This is a genomic window from Pseudocolwellia sp. AS88 (assembly GCF_030551755.1).
Classification (GTDB): domain Bacteria; phylum Pseudomonadota; class Gammaproteobacteria; order Enterobacterales; family Alteromonadaceae; genus Pseudocolwellia.
This window is the reverse complement of sequence record NZ_JAUPEC010000016.1, coordinates 48,579-65,185: the sequence shown is the minus strand read 5'-3', so window position 1 is coordinate 65,185 and position 16,607 is coordinate 48,579. Positions and strand designations below refer to the sequence as shown.

The 16,607-nt window shown below is 34.7% G+C and carries 10 protein-coding genes; 3 read left to right on the top strand and 7 right to left on the bottom strand.

All coding sequences use genetic code 11. The features are described from left to right. Positions 1-98: 98 nt before the first annotated feature. Together gloB and Q5N69_RS12230 are read left to right on the top strand one after the other, a co-directional pair. Entirely contained in the window at positions 99-908 is an 810-nt protein-coding gene (gloB, locus tag Q5N69_RS12235; protein ID WP_304369226.1) for a hydroxyacylglutathione hydrolase, read from the top strand. A gap of 109 nt (positions 909-1,017) precedes the next feature. Then, positions 1,018-2,580: a LysM peptidoglycan-binding domain-containing protein gene (locus Q5N69_RS12230; RefSeq protein ID WP_304369225.1), complete on the top strand. Its 1,563-nt coding sequence runs from the start codon at positions 1,018-1,020 to the stop codon at positions 2,578-2,580. Positions 2,581-2,660: 80 nt separating this feature from the next. On the opposite strand, the gene Q5N69_RS12225 is transcribed toward Q5N69_RS12230, so the two are convergent. Beyond that, positions 2,661-3,818, bottom strand: coding sequence for a hypothetical protein (locus tag Q5N69_RS12225; RefSeq protein ID WP_304369224.1), 1,158 nt, complete (start codon positions 3,816-3,818; stop codon positions 2,661-2,663). A gap of 254 nt (positions 3,819-4,072) precedes the next feature. Between Q5N69_RS12225 and asnB the strand changes: the two genes are divergently transcribed. Further along, positions 4,073-5,743, top strand: a complete 1,671-nt coding sequence (gene asnB, locus Q5N69_RS12220; protein ID WP_304369223.1) for an asparagine synthase B — start codon at positions 4,073-4,075, stop codon at positions 5,741-5,743. Positions 5,744-5,867: 124 nt separating this feature from the next. Here the strand turns inward: asnB and Q5N69_RS12215 are convergent, their stop codons facing one another. The 6 genes from Q5N69_RS12215 to recC form a co-directional block, all read right to left on the bottom strand. Beyond that, on the bottom strand, positions 5,868-6,080 hold the full coding sequence (locus tag Q5N69_RS12215; protein WP_304369222.1) for a DUF2986 domain-containing protein: 213 nt from the start codon (positions 6,078-6,080) through the stop codon (positions 5,868-5,870). 15 nt (positions 6,081-6,095) lie between these two features. Further along, on the bottom strand, positions 6,096-6,356 hold the full coding sequence (locus Q5N69_RS12210; protein ID WP_304369221.1) for a DUF5062 family protein: 261 nt from the start codon (positions 6,354-6,356) through the stop codon (positions 6,096-6,098). Between the two features lie 41 nt (positions 6,357-6,397). After that, positions 6,398-6,949 carry a DUF3087 family protein gene (locus Q5N69_RS12205; RefSeq protein ID WP_304369220.1) on the bottom strand — a complete coding sequence of 184 codons (552 nt, stop codon included), beginning with the start codon at positions 6,947-6,949 and terminating at the stop codon, positions 6,398-6,400. A 73-nt stretch (positions 6,950-7,022) separates the two neighbouring features. Continuing rightward, positions 7,023-8,975, bottom strand: coding sequence for an exodeoxyribonuclease V subunit alpha (gene recD, locus Q5N69_RS12200; protein ID WP_304369219.1), 1,953 nt, complete (start codon positions 8,973-8,975; stop codon positions 7,023-7,025). Beyond that, positions 8,968-12,780, bottom strand: a complete 3,813-nt coding sequence (locus tag Q5N69_RS12195; RefSeq protein WP_304369218.1) for a UvrD-helicase domain-containing protein — start codon at positions 12,778-12,780, stop codon at positions 8,968-8,970. The genes recD and Q5N69_RS12195 overlap by 8 nt, the downstream gene beginning before the upstream one ends. Next, positions 12,777-16,358: an exodeoxyribonuclease V subunit gamma gene (gene recC, locus Q5N69_RS12190; RefSeq protein ID WP_304369217.1), complete on the bottom strand. Its 3,582-nt coding sequence runs from the start codon at positions 16,356-16,358 to the stop codon at positions 12,777-12,779. Before recC ends, Q5N69_RS12195 begins: the two co-directional genes overlap by 4 nt. Between the last annotated feature and the right edge of the window lie 249 nt (positions 16,359-16,607).

Here is a 16,607-nt window from a genome sequence, read left to right as displayed (position 1 = left end):
CTAAGAAAAATCCAGAAACAAAAGGTTTATACCGTATTGTACACAGACAGTTTATAATAACTGTATCACACTAATTATATATTAAATTTATAGATATTATGCATTCAATTCAATCTGATAACCCTCTTGTGGTAAAAGCGATTAAAGCCTTTAACGATAACTATATTTGGTGTATTCATTCAAATACAAGTCAACACGTTGGATTAGTCGACCCTGGTGATGCCGATGTGTGTATCCAGTATTTAGAAGAAAACAACCTGCAACTGTCTACTATTTATATTACCCACAGACATAGTGACCATGTAGGTGGCGTTGAAAAACTGGTTGCATTTTGCAATGAGAAATCTTGGGCCATTACAACCTATGGTCCAACTAAAGAGGCACAAAAGTACAGTAACATTAAAGTCAAAAATGATGATGTAATTAACGATGAATCATTAAACATTACCTGTAAAGTTATTGATATACCAGGTCACACATTAGGTCATGTTGCTTATTTAATGGAAGATAATTTATTTTGTGGCGACACTTTGTTTTCAGCTGGCTGTGGTAGAGTATTTGATGGTACTGCGGAAGATCTTTTTAATTCTTTAAATACTTTAGCCACCTTACCTGAAAAGACACGTGTGTATTGTGCTCACGAATATACTATGGCTAATTTGGCTTTTGCATTAACTGTTGACCCAACAAATGAAGAACTTGTTAACTACTATAATTACGTGAGTAAATTACGAGAGAAAGATCAGAGCAGTATCCCAACTTCTATTTGTACAGAAAAGAAAATAAATCCTTTTTTACGATGTTTTGATAACAATATAAAACAGAGTGTTGAGGTTTTTAGTGATAAAAGTATCACTTCAGATTTAGACACCTTTGTACAATTAAGACTCTGGAAGAATGAATTTTAAACACAATAGCTTTAACTGCAAAAGAGTTTACAGTAAGTTACAGTCTCTTTATTGAATATATATTCTAAATAAGTGACACTGTCGCCACATTTAACGAATAGAAATTTTCATGAAGTATATTTCTTTATCAATAGCGTTATCTATTGCCTTAGCTGGATGTCAAAGCACTGCTTTATATCAGCAAGATGAACAAGAAGATAATCAACAAATTAAGTCCGAAAATACTGCTAAACCATCTGAAATTCATCGTATGTTGGTTCAAGGTATTCAGCAAAAAACCATTGAAACTTCTGCACCGATAGATGTTGCCGAACTAGTTGAGTATTCCAATGTATGGGATCGTATAAAAAATAATTTAGTGTTAGACATTCCAATTAACGAAAATGTTATAAAACACAGGAACAATTATTTAAAACATCCTGATGCATTAAATAACCTTTTAAAACGTTCAGAACCTTTTCTTTTCTATATTATAGAACGACTTGAAGCAAACAATATTCCTATTGAGATTGCCCTATTACCTTTAGTTGAAAGTGCTTTTAACCCTTATGCTAAATCAAGTGTAGATGCATCTGGTTTATGGCAGTTCATACCTGGTACAGGTACACACTTTGGTTTGAAACAAAACTGGTGGTACGACGGTAGACGTGATGTTGTTGCTTCGACAGAAGGTGCTATTCAATATTTAAACTATTTACATAAGTTTTTTGACGGCGATTGGATGTTGGCTCTAGCGGCTTATAATTCTGGCGAAGGTCGTGTTCAACGAGCTATGCGTAAAAATGCTCGTAAAAACAGACCAACACATTATTGGGAATTAGAACTTCCAAAAGAAACCAGAGACTATGTACCTAAGTTACTCGCTATTATAGATATTATAGAACGCTCACATGAATTTGATATTGAACTGTATCCTATTGCCAATAAGAGTGTTGTGGGAACTGTGCCTGTAAATTCACAAATAGATTTGAATGTTGCGGCTTCGTTAGCTGAAATGTCACTTGATGAATTTCAAAACTTAAACCCTGGATTTAATCAATGGGCAACAGATCCAAACAATGCAACAAGCTTTCTTTTACCTCATGAGAATATAACAAGCTTTAACGAAAAGGTTGCTTTGTTATCTGAAAAAGAGCGCATGGTCTGGCAACGTTATCAAATTAAACAAGGTGATAGTTTAGGTAAAATTGCTCAGAAGTTTCATATAGACATCGATTCAATCAAAACTATTAATAAGATCTCAGGTACAAATATACGTGCAGGTAAACATCTTCTTATTCCTGTTGCATCTAAAGATGGTAGTTATGTTTTACCAGAACATTTAGCAGTTGCGTCAAAAACTATATCAAAACCAAGTAAAACTAAGAAAACGCACATTGTTAAATCTGGCGACACTCTATGGGATATAAGTAAAGCTCATAAAGTATCAACCAAGAGCTTAGCCAAGTGGAATAATATTTCTACTAAATCAACGTTAAAGCTGGGTCAAGAGTTGGTTATTTGGAATGAATCTTCATCAAATACAATAACTTACAGTGTTAAGCGTGGTGACTCATTTGCACGTATCGCTAATAAATTTAAAGTTAAAATAAAAGATTTAGAAATGTGGAATAACTTAACTAGGAAAGAATATTTACAGCCGGGACAAAAACTTAAGATAGCTGTTATGTAATTTATATTACTCACTTTTGTAAATTAAAGTCTTACAAAAGTGAGTTTCTTATTTGAATAAATTAAAAGTAAATAAAGATATTAAAGAGTTTTAGCCGCTTGCGTTAACATAGCCTTTAATTGAGATAAAATTAACTTTATCTTTTCTTCATCATAACCTCTAATACTTGGGGTATGAATATGACCAACAGGTAAAACAGGATTGAATAAATCTCGTAATAATAGACTTCTGTAAGCTATTTCATTTGATAAATATCCACCACCTGAACCTTCAACAGAAATTTCATTAATTAACTCACTTAACGCAGTAACTCTTAATGTTTCATTCTTTGTTGTAACTATTCGGTTATCTTTAATTGGGAAAAAACCACTTGCTGTTTTAATTTCTTCAACAGGTAAAGTAAATTCCAAAAATTCAGGTCCTTTTAAAAGACTCTCGCCTAACATAGGAACTAATGGATTATCTTTATTAGCACCCGTAATAATATTTGAATTATCTGGCACTAAAGCACTTCGTCTTAAACCAGAAAAACGTTCTAATTCAAAACTGTTTCTTCCCATGCTCACTGTGATGATCATATCAACAGCATTATTTCTGAAGTATGGCGTTAAGAGCTCTTCTACCATGCCTTGATCGAAGTCTTCAAATCTAACAGGTAAAATAAGCGTTTCTATTTCTGCACTCTTACCTTCAGAGCTAACAACTAAATCATCTAAAACAATTGCGCTAATACCCGATGGATTACTTTGTTTAATGTTTCTATCTAACAAGAAAGGGTCAAAACCTGTTATTAAGATTTTTTTAGAGGTGTCCTTGTCAAATTTAACATCTGTTTGACCGCGTGAATATAATTCAAACTGCCAAAGTAACTTCTTTTGTTGATCTGGCAAAGACTCTTTAAAGGCTTTAGTTTGCTTTAAAGCTTTCGACATTTTAAGTCTTGCCCAATATAGAGGTCGATCATCAAAATTATTGGTATTTTTAAAATACAATTTGGCATCGGTCCATATGCCCTTTCCATGCCTAATCGATAATTGACTAAGCACAGTTAAGTTTCGTGCTTTGTTAATTTGCTCAACAAACAAATTTACACGATCAGATAATGCAGACGAAATTTCTGGCATAATCTTACTAGCTTTATCTATTCGTAGTTCTTCTATGGTTATCGATTGAGCGTTAATACTTAATGTAGAAAATGCTAAGGCGATGCAACACGCCAACTTCTTCGTTATTAACATGAATAAAACGTACCTGTTTTAGTTGTTATCTTAATTAAGGATAGTATACACAAAAGAAAATAAGATCATTAGCCATATTTATATTGATTTTTTCTGTAAAAATGGCAAAGTGACAACCCTGACTACTTGTTCCATGTTTCTTTTCTTTTTTACCTGAAAAATACACCTCAAGACACTGTCAAAAAAATTGTGCAAACAATAAACGATTGTATAATCTAGCAATTATAATTTAACTTTAAAGGAGTAGCGCTTCAATGTGTTCGATCTTTGGTATATTAGATATAAAAAACGGGGCTGATGAATTACGCCCAAAAGCAATAGAACTTTCTCGCCTTTTACGTCATCGCGGACCAGATTGGTCTGGTGTTTACAGCAATGACAAAGCCATTCTAGTTCATGAACGTCTTTCAATTGTAGATACTGAAAATGGCGCTCAACCACTATACAATCAAGATAAAACAAACGTTTTAGCGGTTAATGGTGAAATTTATAACCACAAAGAATTAGCTAAAAACTTAAACGTTGATTACACCTTCAAAACAGGTTCAGACTGTGAAGTTATTCTTCCTTTATACGAAGAGTTTGGTGTTGAGTTTGTTGATAAGCTACAAGGTATGTTTGCATTTTGTTTATATAACGAAACAGACAATTCTTACCTGATTGCGCGTGATCATATTGGTATTATTCCTCTTTACACTGGCTACGATGCAGACGGTAACTTTTATGTTGCTTCAGAAATGAAAGCATTAATGCCGATTTGTAAAACAGTTAGCGAATTTCCTCCAGGACATATTTTAGATAGCCGCGTTGGTGAAGTACAAAAATACTATAACCGTAACTGGCACAAATATGATGCGATTAAAGACAATACAACAAGCACAACTAAGATTCGTGAAGCACTAGAAGAATCTGTTAAAAGTCATCTAATGACTGATGTGCCTTATGGTGTATTACTTTCAGGTGGTTTAGATTCTTCACTAATTTCTGCTATTACGCAAAAATTTGCGGCTCGTCGTATTGAAGAAAACGATCTATCTGAAGCTTGGTGGCCTAAAGTTCACTCGTTTGCGTGTGGTTTAGAAGGTTCTCCTGATTTAGTTGCAGCACAAACTGTTGCTGACAGTATTGGTACTATTCATCACTCAGTTATCTTTACTGAGCAAGAAGGAATCGATGCACTTAAAGAAGTTATCTACCATTTAGAAACTTATGATGTAACGACTATCCGCGCATCTACTCCTATGTATTTAATGGCTCGTAAAATTAAAGCTATGGGAATAAAAATGGTTCTTTCTGGTGAGGGTGCTGATGAAATCTTTGGTGGATACTTATATTTCCATAAAGCACCAAATGCGAAAGAATTTCATGAAGAACTTAACCGTAAGCTAGACCGTTTACATAAGTTTGATTGTCTTCGTGCAAACAAATCTATGTCAGCTTGGGGTATTGAAGCACGTGTACCATTCTTAGATAAAAACTTTATGGATGTTGCAATGCGCATCAATCCAGAAGATAAGCTATGTGGTAACGGTAAAATGGAAAAAGCTATTTTACGTGAATCTTTTGAAGGTTATTTACCAAAAGAAATTTTGTGGCGTCAAAAAGAACAATTTTCTGATGGCGTAGGTTACTCTTGGATCGATAGCTTGAAAGAGTTTATCGAAACGCAAGTAACTGACCATGAACTAGAAAGCGCAGAATACAGATTCCCAGTAAATACACCAGATAGTAAAGAAGCTTATTACTACCGTTGTATTTTTGAAGACAAATACCCATTACCTTCTGCTGCAGATTGTGTAATTGGTGGTAAGTCTGTTGCTTGTAGTACTCAAGAAGCACTTGCTTGGGATGAAAGCTTTACTAATAACGCTGATCCATCTGGCCGTGCTGTTATGAGTGTTCATAACGATAGCTACAAAAACTAATATTTGAAGCCTGCTTCAAACTAAAAAACCAGTCAATAGACTGGTTTTTTTATATCTAACTATAAATACTTTCTAAAGCGCTAAACGAATAACAAAGTTCATAAAGTTAATAGCAATACTTAATCTAGTCAGAGCTATCTTCTTTTGTGTTTTCTTCAACAACAGTTTCTTGTGATCCTGCTTCAACATTGAGATTTTGTTGTGCCGCTTCTTCTAAAGCAATTCTTTCTCGTTCGGCCTTTGAAACATACTTAGGCTTATTACTTTTTTGAAGTTTAGCATTCATCTTTTTAACTTTGCTTTTTAGTACTTGATTGATTTTCTTTTTACGATTCATTGAATAATATCTTATTTATTGGTTCAAAGGATGATCTGCAGGTAACTGCTTAGCAATCCACAACGCTAATTTATGCTTCATATGAGGTTGATCTTCATCACTAACAGCTAATGGTTGAACTAACTTGTCATTAACTAATAAACGGTAAAGTGCTTCTACTTTATCTTTTGCGGCATTTGTTGCTGCAAAGCCTTTGTAACCACGATTTTTAGCATACTTTTCACCTACATCAATGGCTTTTTTTAATAATTCTGCTTCATTCTTAAGTTTTTTCATTTTTACTCTTCCGTGTATTACCACTCAAACTCATTAACAGTTTAGCGATATTCAATAAGTAAAACACGACGAAATTCGTGTGCGGTTACATCAATATTAAGCTCTTGCATTCTTGCTTCTAAACTAGCTAAGTCTTGCTTAACCGTTGAAATGGTGAGTGTATTATTATCAAGCATATAAACTTGTATTAAACTTTTGTAATAAAAATTTAATACAACAAAAGCATTAACGTCTGGTTCATTTTCATAATTATTTGCAGCTGCTTTAATATTTTTTAAGCGTCTATAAATTATATTTTGGATTTGTTTTAGTACCCAAACATAATGAATTTCTTTACAAAAAGGATGATTTTTTAATTGTTGTAAAATACTGATACAGACTAATAGCGCTAAGATAACACCAACAAAGTTGTATCTAAAGTTGCTAAGGGCTTCGCCTGTTTCTGGGTCAACAGCAGGTAACGCGTCACCAAAAAGTTGAATGAGAATAGCGCCAAAGCCAATAGATATAAGGGTTAAACAGGCGACAAATATTGCGATAACTATATTTAATCGTTTACGGTAAATGGATTTATTGATGTCTACTAATTGCATTAAAAAACTACTTAAATTTTCAGGTTGTTATATAAATTTTATGATTTAACTATTTTTATTTTACGCATTTGTCTTATGCGTTGTTATTTGAATAACTCGAATAACGTTTAATTTGGGTCTCTACACCTTGCCTCCATACTCTGGCATTTGAAGCGATACTAATATGATTTTTTGCTCTGGTGATACCAGTATATAACAATTCACGCGATAATAGTCGATTGTCTTTTTGATTGGGCAAAATCATAGCAACATGAGCAAACTCACTTCCTTGAGTTTTATGAATGGTCATGGCGTAAACTGTTTCAAAATGAGGTAATTTACTTGTCATTATCCAACGATAATCGTGTTCATTACTGTTATCTTCGAAAACAGCCATTAAATGCCCTGATTCATTCTTCCAAAGAAAACCTATATCACCATTATATAAACCTTGATGGTAGTTGTTCTCTGAAATAAGAATCGGTCGACCGGCATAAAGGGCTTGGTTAGATCGAATCACTCCTTTTTTGACTAATAAAGAGGTGATCAGTTCATTAATATAATCTACGCCTTGCTCACCCACTCTTGTTGCACACAACACACGAAAGTTAGTAAATAGTTGAAACGCTTCCGCCACACTAGCACATGAAAAAATAGGTAAATAATACTTTTCAATAAGCGGTAAAAGCCAAGAAATAAGATCACCTTTAAGGTGAGTAATTTGTTCAGAATTACCCGTTAATAATGCCCAACTTTGATCGTAATTACCGGCTATAACAGCTTGAGCAATTAATCCTATGCCGCCTTCCCCATCAAAACGTCGGCTTTTAGTTAAGAAAGTCACGCTGTCATGAGTGCTGTTCGTTAATTGTTGAGACTGAGATGATTTATTACTAGGTATTTCAAAACCGGTTAACGCTTTTAAATAAGCAGCATTATCTGAGCTATAACCTAAAAATGGTCTTGGAGCTAAGTCATTCAATACGCTTCCAGCTGAAACAGAAGGAAGTTGATCGGCATCACCTAATAAAATAACTTTGCAGTGTTCAGGTAATGCTCTAAATACACGAGTCATTAACGCGAGGTCTACCATAGACACTTCATCTATCAGTAAGACATCAATATTTAATTTGTTATTCTCATTAAATCTAAAATTTGGCGTATTAGGGATCACTCTGAGTAATCTATGAATAGTATGAGTTTCACTTGGTATTTGATTTAAAATATCATCATCAATAACACCTCTAAAACCATTAACTGCATTAATAATAGATTCAGATAATCGTTGTGCAGCTTTCCCTGTAGGAGCTACAAGTGCCATTTTTAGTTGTGGCTGTATGTTATTAGTATTTTGTTGATGTAAATAGACTAAGGCTGCAAGTAGCTTAGTTACTGTATAGGTTTTACCTGTGCCTGGTCCGCCCGCAATTACACTAAAGTTCTTATTTAATGCATTTGCGATAGCTACTTTCTGCCAATCTATGTCGTTAGTATTAGTTTCATTACTATTTGGATTATCAGGGAAAAGCACCTGTATACACGTTTTATAAAGCGCATGTTGCGTATCAACCGTATGAGAAATATGAACTTTCTGTGTTATGTCGTTAAACAAGTCTTGTTCAAACTTATAATAACGGCGTAAATACAACCTACCGCCATCAAAAACGATAGGATGTCCCGCTTCAACTGAAATATTTATAAAGGTTAATAAATCATTAAGTGTATTTAAATCAGAAAATACAAACCCATGATTTACAACAACACCTGTATCATCACTTAAAAATCCATATTGGGTTTTGGCAATAACATTAATAGGTAAACATGTATGCCCTTCTCGTAAACTTTGGTTAAGCGCCATTAATAGATGGAAGAACTCAACACGCTGGCTCTTATTCAAGTTAAAAACATTAATAAGATCTTGTGCGAAAAAATAATCAATAGGTTCTATGTTAGCTATCTCTTTACGCGCTAACGAAAAGTTGGGATAAACTTTATCTTTTGTAAAATAACCTTGTGAATTAGATACCATTAAATTTTGATCACTCATCACTTTCTCCTGTAAAAATAGCATCAAGTGATTGAAGTTCACTAACGGTTATAGAACGATAATATACACCTGCACCTAAATGATTAGGATCATTAGTTACACCACGTAAATATAAATAGTAAATACCACCAAAATGTTCTTGTGGATCGTAATCAGGTAATGCAAATGACAAATAACGATGCAGAGCTAACGAGTAAATTAAATACTGTAAGTCATAATGATTATGTTCAATATCAGCTCTCATGGCTTCTTGGGTATAAAAACTAAAGTCTTCTCCTAAGAACGTAGATTTATAATCACACACATAAAACTTCCCGTCTTGTTCGAATATCAAATCAATAAAGCCATGCATCATACCTTTCAACTTGTGATAGTGAGGTAATTGTACTTCTTGGATCTGTGCAATGAGATGCGCATTCAATAAACTGTTATCAGATACGATTATTTGTTCTTTACGATGCTGTGCAAGTAGAGATGTTAGATCGCTTGTATTCGTTGCATTCATCGGAAAATAAAATTCACTTTCTACAATACAACGGTCTTTAGATAAATCTTGTAAACAAAACTCACTGGTATTGCTCCCTAATATTTCTGCCCCTTCAACGTGAGTTTGTTGTAGAGATGAAAGCGAAACTAAAGATGCAGTTAATATTTGCTCAAGCCAATGTTGTAAATCAGACTCGCTGTAACCAACGGGTAATTCTCCGTACTTACTTAATGGCCACTCAAAAGCCTCAGCCCAATTAGGTTGATCAAATTCAAGTTTCTCAAAAATGTTATGTAATAAATTACCTGTATGAGCGCCCTTCTCAATAACAAATCGTAACTGACTAGCTTGGTTAAAGTCCGTAGTCAGATTACTTTCATTGTTAACCATATTTGAAAGAACAGATGACAGAAGTAGATTATCTTGTTCGTCTAACTCATTGTCTCTATCGGGTCTTGAAATACCTTTATGTTTAAGATTTTTACTTAGTGCTGTAAAAGAACTTAACCACCAGTCTCGCTCAATCTTACCGGTAAATTTTTCGGCTGATAACGTAGCAGCATCATCAGCGTTAAATGTATGAGTAAAATAACCATCTTCAACAGTTTCATTATCATCTACAGCGACAAAACCAATATCGTTAGGATTGTCTTGCACTAATTGTTGAATGCTTTGTTGAACATCAGTCTCTTTATTCCATAATAAGGTTTGACCTAACGGAGAATTTTCACATTTATCAAACTCTACCGTTAATAAATAACAGCGTTGCTCTGCTCTTGTTACTGCAACATATAAAAGTCGCACAGCTTCTGCGTAAGCTTCATCTGCCATAGCTTGTTTAGCTTTTTCTGTACCGTCTAAACTTAGAGCTAGGTTACCTTGTTCATCATGGTATTCAATAAAAGTGACAGCTGATGCACCAAATTTTAGAGGATCTTTAAAGCGTGTCGCAAAAGGAACAAATACAATAGGATATTCTAAGCCTTTAGCGCCATGCTGAGTAACAATACGGATAAGGTCGTCGTCACTTTCTAAACGTAGTTCAGCCTCAATATCAGGATTGTCTTGTTGAGCTTGTTGCTCAAACCAGTATAGTAACTCTTGAGGTTGTTTATGGCGCTGGCTTGCTGACTGCAACAGTTCAAATAAATGCAGTAAATTCGTTAAAATACGATCTTTATCTTGGCTGAAACCAGTAAAGTGTTCGTGCATTAATTTCAACGCCATACCGATAAAACCTTTCGATTCCCACTCTTGCTTTAACGTTAAGAACGACAGTTTCAAATTCTGCCAGGCTAATTCATCGTGTTGTATTGAATACATTTTATTAGGAGTAAAGCCGAGTAAATCTGATGCTAATGCTGCTGAAAAATAACGATCGTTTTCAACAAACAATATACCTTTTAGCACTTGCACTAGCTGTTTCGTTTGCTCACTTTTCAGTAAATTAGAACGATTACTCATAAATACCGATGCTAAACCCGCATTATCTAGTGCTTCTTTAATGACTTTAGCTTCGCTACCATCACGTACCAGAATTGCAATATTCTGAGGTTGAATAGATAAATCAGAATTAAGTAAACGAATAATCTCGTTAGCACACCATTTTGACATTGTAGGTCTAAAGGATTGAGGAACAACGCCTCTCGATTTTTCAGGACTAAAATGAATAAACTGTAAAGCTTTATAGCTAGCATCATCTAACTGCTTTTCTTTTGCTTTAGGTGAAGCATTAACAGGAGAATATTCAATAGAATATTTAAATACGTCTCGTGGTAGTTCGGATAAGTTATTACCATAAAACAGACGATTATAACCTTGAATCATGGCCTCGCTTGATCGCCAGTTTGTATCCATAACCCATTGATAATCACAACCCGAACGTGCCGCTAAATAAGCAAATACATCACCACCTCTGAAACCATAAATAGCCTGTTTAGGATCACCTATCATGTAAAGTGCTGCGCTAGATTGATGGTAATAAATAGCCTGTAAAATAGTAAATTGCTGTGGATCTGTATCCTGAAATTCGTCTACTAATGCCACAGGGTATTGTTTAAATAACAACTCGGCTAATAGATTGTTTTCACCTAAAACCTGAGTTTGTATCGAGTTACCACTTAAGTCTCCATCTAAATCTCTTGATAAATTTAAACCTTCTAAATCAAAACCTTCACCACAACGCGTTACGCAAAACTGATTAGCTAAACGTGTAATTAAGTCGTCAAAACTTACTAAATCTCTCGTGTGCTTTTTATTATTCACATCGGCTCTAATGGAATAAATACCTTCACGAACAATCGTTAAAGCACGTGCTCTATTAATACTCTTACTCAGTTTTTTAGCTAAAGCTTTTACTTGTTTTACAGGTTCAAAAATCTCAAGTAATTCAGCTTTATGTTGAGAACGTGAATAGCGTTTGCCATCAATAAAAGCATCTGCCATTTTACCATTGGCTAACTCAAGTGCCGAAGGTAAATCTGTTACTAATAGATTTTCTAATAACAATAACCAGTCTATTAATTGTTGCAGTTCTAATTCGCGTAATTCTCTGTCTTTGCCCTTTTTAACATCCACTAAATAAGCCACTAATTCGGCGTTATTATTTTCTAAAGATTTACAGGCTTGTTTAACCAGATCTACAAAATTATTAATAACAGACACTTCATCAATTAAATCTAGCGTGTTATTTCTGCCAATAGCTTTTGCGAACTGATTAACAAAGGCATGAGGCGTTGCCCAAAACTCAGATATAAGTAAAAACTCTGATGGCGATTTTTGCCCTAATACTCGATACCAATCTTGTGTGCTTTCCAAAAGTACATCGTTGCAATCAGATTCCATGGCCAAGTTAAATGCTTGCCCACTGGTAAATGCATGTTGGGTAAGCACTCTTTTACAAAATCCATGTATAGTAAAAATAGATGCTTCATCTAAATACAGTAAAGCTTGTTTTAGGCGTACTTTGGCATCATCAGCAGCAACATGTTTGGCAATTGCAATAAAGTATTCGTCTTCTACCGATAACGTATCCCAATTGTTTAGTGCATCTCGAATAAATGCATCAATACGTCCTCGTAACTCTTCGGTAGCATCCTTAGTAAATGTCATTACCAATATTTGTTCAACTGTTAGGTTTTTCTCTAATAATAAACGTAAATAAATACGTGTAATGTTAAAGGTTTTGCCTGTACCCGCACTGGCTTCTATTAAATGCTTGCCTTGCAAAGGAATAGTATGTGCCACCAGATTGTGTACTGTATTTGGGTTAACCTGGTTTAACTCATCAATGTTTGAGGTGTTAATAGAGTCGATCATTTTATTTGCTCCCTTGCGTTAAACATATCAAGGTACAAATACTCAAGCTCTGGGCGAACCTCTTCAATGAGCGGACAATTAGGCCAAAAATAATGAATATAAGGATCATGACCAATCGACATCAAAGCGTTAGGATCATCCCAAAACAGTTCAAATTGCTCTTGTTCAAACACTTTAGCGCTAAAGGCTTTTTCGGCTAACTCACCATTTACTAACACCGCCTGCTGTGAACCTTTTACAAAATAACGGATAAATTTAACTAATTGAGCTTCAGCATCTATAACTTCGACATACTTATATTGAATGACTTTCTGACTTTTAGTATCAAAATAAAAACCATGAGTTGCACTAATGTTATCCAGCGATATTGCTTCTGCCGATTGCTGTAATTTAGCTATCGCTAAAATACATTGATGAAAGTATAACGTAATAAAATCTTTAAACTTAGGCGTACTACTGCGATAAAAAACCAGTTTGTTATCACTAATAGGTAATTGGGTAGAAAGCTTTATATTAATATTTTCAGTCTTTGTAGGCTCAAAATATGAGCCTAAGCCTAAATCATCAGCAGATATACTCAATGAAACAGTACAATTTGCCTGGGTTTGAACTACTGCACTGTGCTCGTGAATGATTTGGCTAAATTGTTCGGTATCTTGTTTCCAGTTTTCAAAAGTTTTATCACGAATAATGCTTTCAGGAAATTTCCCCGATAAAGCAGCTGATTTTAAGGTGCGTTCTACAAGTTGCTCTCTTTCTTCATTTGATAACGTATTTTCTTCATTGCACAAGTCAGGTAGATAGCTTTTTATCAATTGCTCACGAAATAAATAACTTTGTAGACGATCAAATTCAAAAGGTTCAACGTCTTCTAACTCTAGAGAACGAATATTCAGATCTAAGTTAAGCTGACTTTGTGCGAAACTTCTTGATGGATGCTGAAAAAATGAAATCAGTTGAGCAAGTTCTAAATTTAAAACATAACTGCCATCTGGTTCTTGCTCGAGCATTTCCTTCACTGAAATATTCAAATCGTTTGCGGATATTTCAGTAGATGAACTACCTGAAAGGTTCAGGTTTAGCCAATGGTTATCAAAGCTTTTTAACTGACCTTTATAATTTTTCTCACTAAAAGGCTGCATCGGCAAATGTCTCAATTTACCATGTATATTTGGGCTTGCCTCATCAGCGTTCAGGCTGTCATCTTCATTTAATAGTGACCAGCCATAACCAAGCTGTAAGTATTCCATTAACTCTTTTAAAACCAACGAAGCCTGTTTCGGAGAGTTATTTTTAATGTTTTTCCCTTGGTAGCTTAGGTATAAAGATTTTCGAGCTGAAATTATCGCTTCTAAAAACAAATACCTGTCATCACCACGACGCGATCTATCACCCAACATAGCAGGTGTAACTGACATTAAATCAAAGCTAAGCGGTTGGCGTTGACGAGGGAATAAACCATCATTCAGCCCTAATATGGCTATCACTTTAAAAGGAATACTACGCATAGGTAACATGGAACAAAAAGTTACTTGCCCAACAATAAATTGCCTACCTGGATCGGGTTCACTAAAATGCTGATTTAAGAAATCTCTAACAATCAGTAAATCAATTTTTTCTTCAAACTTTGCATGAGTACAATATTCAATTAACGACTCAATAGCCTGTTCTACAATGATAAAGCCATCATCGTTAGTGGTATCAAACAACTCAGCAATTAACTCATTTAAGAATTTTTTCCATTGCTCGGCAGTACGTGCTTTAGCCAAACTTAATGAGAACAATTGTAACTGTTCTAAAATAAGCATTAGTTGACCAAGCAGTTCTCCATCATTGCCTTCAATGGTTGGAAGCAAAAGCTGTTCTTCATAAATAGTTTCAAAGTCACCATAAGCGAAACCACGTAGTAGACGTGACAAGCCTTGTTGCCATGTAAAACTATTGGTTACCGCTGTTGATTTTAGAGTTTGCTGTTTGTGTTGTTGATCAAGGCCCCAATGGATAGATGCGTGATCTAACCATACCGATATTTTATCAATATCTTCCACACTTAAATCAAACTTGGTTTGCATTGCTGGGATTCTAAGGAAAGATAAAAGCTGAGATACTTGAAAACGGCTATCTGGTAAGGTTAACAGATCAGAAAACGCAGCAACTACGGGTTCAGAATCTTTACTTACACGATCTGCAATAGAACAAGGTAATGGCGGTACTTTATCGTCAAACTCTTGCCAACCTCTTGCAAATACTGCATTTACGTACGGTGCGTATTCTTCTACTTGCGGACACATAACCAAAACGTCTTTAGGTGTTAATTCACTATCATTATTAAATTGATGAAGTAACCAATCGTGTAAACCTTGAACTTCTCTTAAAGCACTATGGCAACTTGTAAAAACAATAGAGTCATCCAACTTCTTTATCGGCTCAATACGAGCATCAGATAAAGTTAAAATATCGTGCTGTACTTGTTGTAAAACGCTGATGTTAGGTACTGAATTTAAAGCGTCAGTATTAGTTGGATTACTTTCATCAAAGCTTGCAAGTTCACTGTCGTGAATATCTTCAAAGGCATCGATATTTATTGTACTGTAACCATGTAGTAATGCCATAAACTCACGGCCTTGCTGGCCTAAATTAGCTAACAACGGATTACCTACAGATGCAGTAATATCATCATATCCGTCAACCCATTTTTGTATCGACTTAATGGCTTGCTTCTCGGTAATAACATCACCCCAATAGGAATAACATGGATTGAGATGGAAAAAATGCACATCAACATACTCACTCAACTCATTAACAAACGATAACCACATGGGCGCCATAATATTAATCCCAAAAAATGAAATACGTTTTGGCAAAGCATTGTTAAGATGTTTTTGATCGAAACGGCCTTCTTTTAATTGAGTTATCGCTTGCTCGATTAAGTTAATTGGATTGTAAGATTGTTCACGTGTAAGCAAGTACCATAACTTGCCTTGCCACTTGGAAATATCTGCAGCGTCTGATTGTTGTGCTTGCACAAAACCCGCAGTAAAGTTGCCGTTTTCCCAATTATCTATCCATGTTGGTCTAAATATTAAATATTGTTCAAATAAATCGGCCATTTGACAAGCTAACTGATAACGTTTTAGCTCTTCTTCGCTAGCAAATTCAGTACTAGCTTTTAGGTATAATGATTGATCAGACTGGCTATTATTTTGAGGAGAATTTTGACCATTCCAATAACGAGTCGCGGTAGTGAAATCGACATCTTTAATCACCTCATTTTTAGCTAATAAGGTAAATATTCGCCATGCGAGCACTTCTCTTGAGAAAGGAGATTGATCGGGAACGTCTTCTTCGCTAGCTATTGTTCTAACAAGCTTCCATAGAAACTGAGAAGGTAACGCGTAATCAATATTCATACTGATACCGCGTTGTTTGGCCAAAGACATGTTAAGCCAATGCTGCATTCCAGCATTCTGCACAATAACAACATCTTTTGAGAAAATAGGAAGAGGTGAAACCTGTTGGATTTTATCTAACAGAACTAATAAGTTTTCCATTTTATTAGCGGGATAAAGGTAGATCACACATAGCCTTTTTTATCGATTTAAATTAGCTAAATTTAAACATAAGCATTTGTATAATACGAGTTAAATAACGTATTTTTATCGATTAAATTAACTGAATAAATTATGCTAAAAAGTGTGTGATTAAATGTTCAAAATATGATTGTATTTCACTCAATAAAAGACGTTACCGTTTATACTCAAACATATAATTTAGAAAGAATGACAAAGACTCAATAATGCAAACACCAAACAATTTAGATTCAGATA

Coding starts and splice junctions, on each gene's coding strand:
- Q5N69_RS12225 (WP_304369224.1), bottom strand. CDS start 3,818: ATGTTAATAACGAAGAAGTTGGCGTGTTGCATCGCCTTAGCATTTTCT.
- Q5N69_RS12230 (WP_304369225.1), top strand. CDS start 1,018: ATGAAGTATATTTCTTTATCAATAGCGTTATCTATTGCCTTAGCTGGA.
- Q5N69_RS12195 (WP_304369218.1), bottom strand. CDS start 12,780: ATGATCGACTCTATTAACACCTCAAACATTGATGAGTTAAACCAGGTT.
- recD (WP_304369219.1), bottom strand. CDS start 8,975: ATGAGTGATCAAAATTTAATGGTATCTAATTCACAAGGTTATTTTACA.
- Q5N69_RS12205 (WP_304369220.1), bottom strand. CDS start 6,949: ATGCAATTAGTAGACATCAATAAATCCATTTACCGTAAACGATTAAAT.
- asnB (WP_304369223.1), top strand. CDS start 4,073: ATGTGTTCGATCTTTGGTATATTAGATATAAAAAACGGGGCTGATGAA.
- Q5N69_RS12215 (WP_304369222.1), bottom strand. CDS start 6,080: ATGAATCGTAAAAAGAAAATCAATCAAGTACTAAAAAGCAAAGTTAAA.
- gloB (WP_304369226.1), top strand. CDS start 99: ATGCATTCAATTCAATCTGATAACCCTCTTGTGGTAAAAGCGATTAAA.
- Q5N69_RS12210 (WP_304369221.1), bottom strand. CDS start 6,356: ATGAAAAAACTTAAGAATGAAGCAGAATTATTAAAAAAAGCCATTGAT.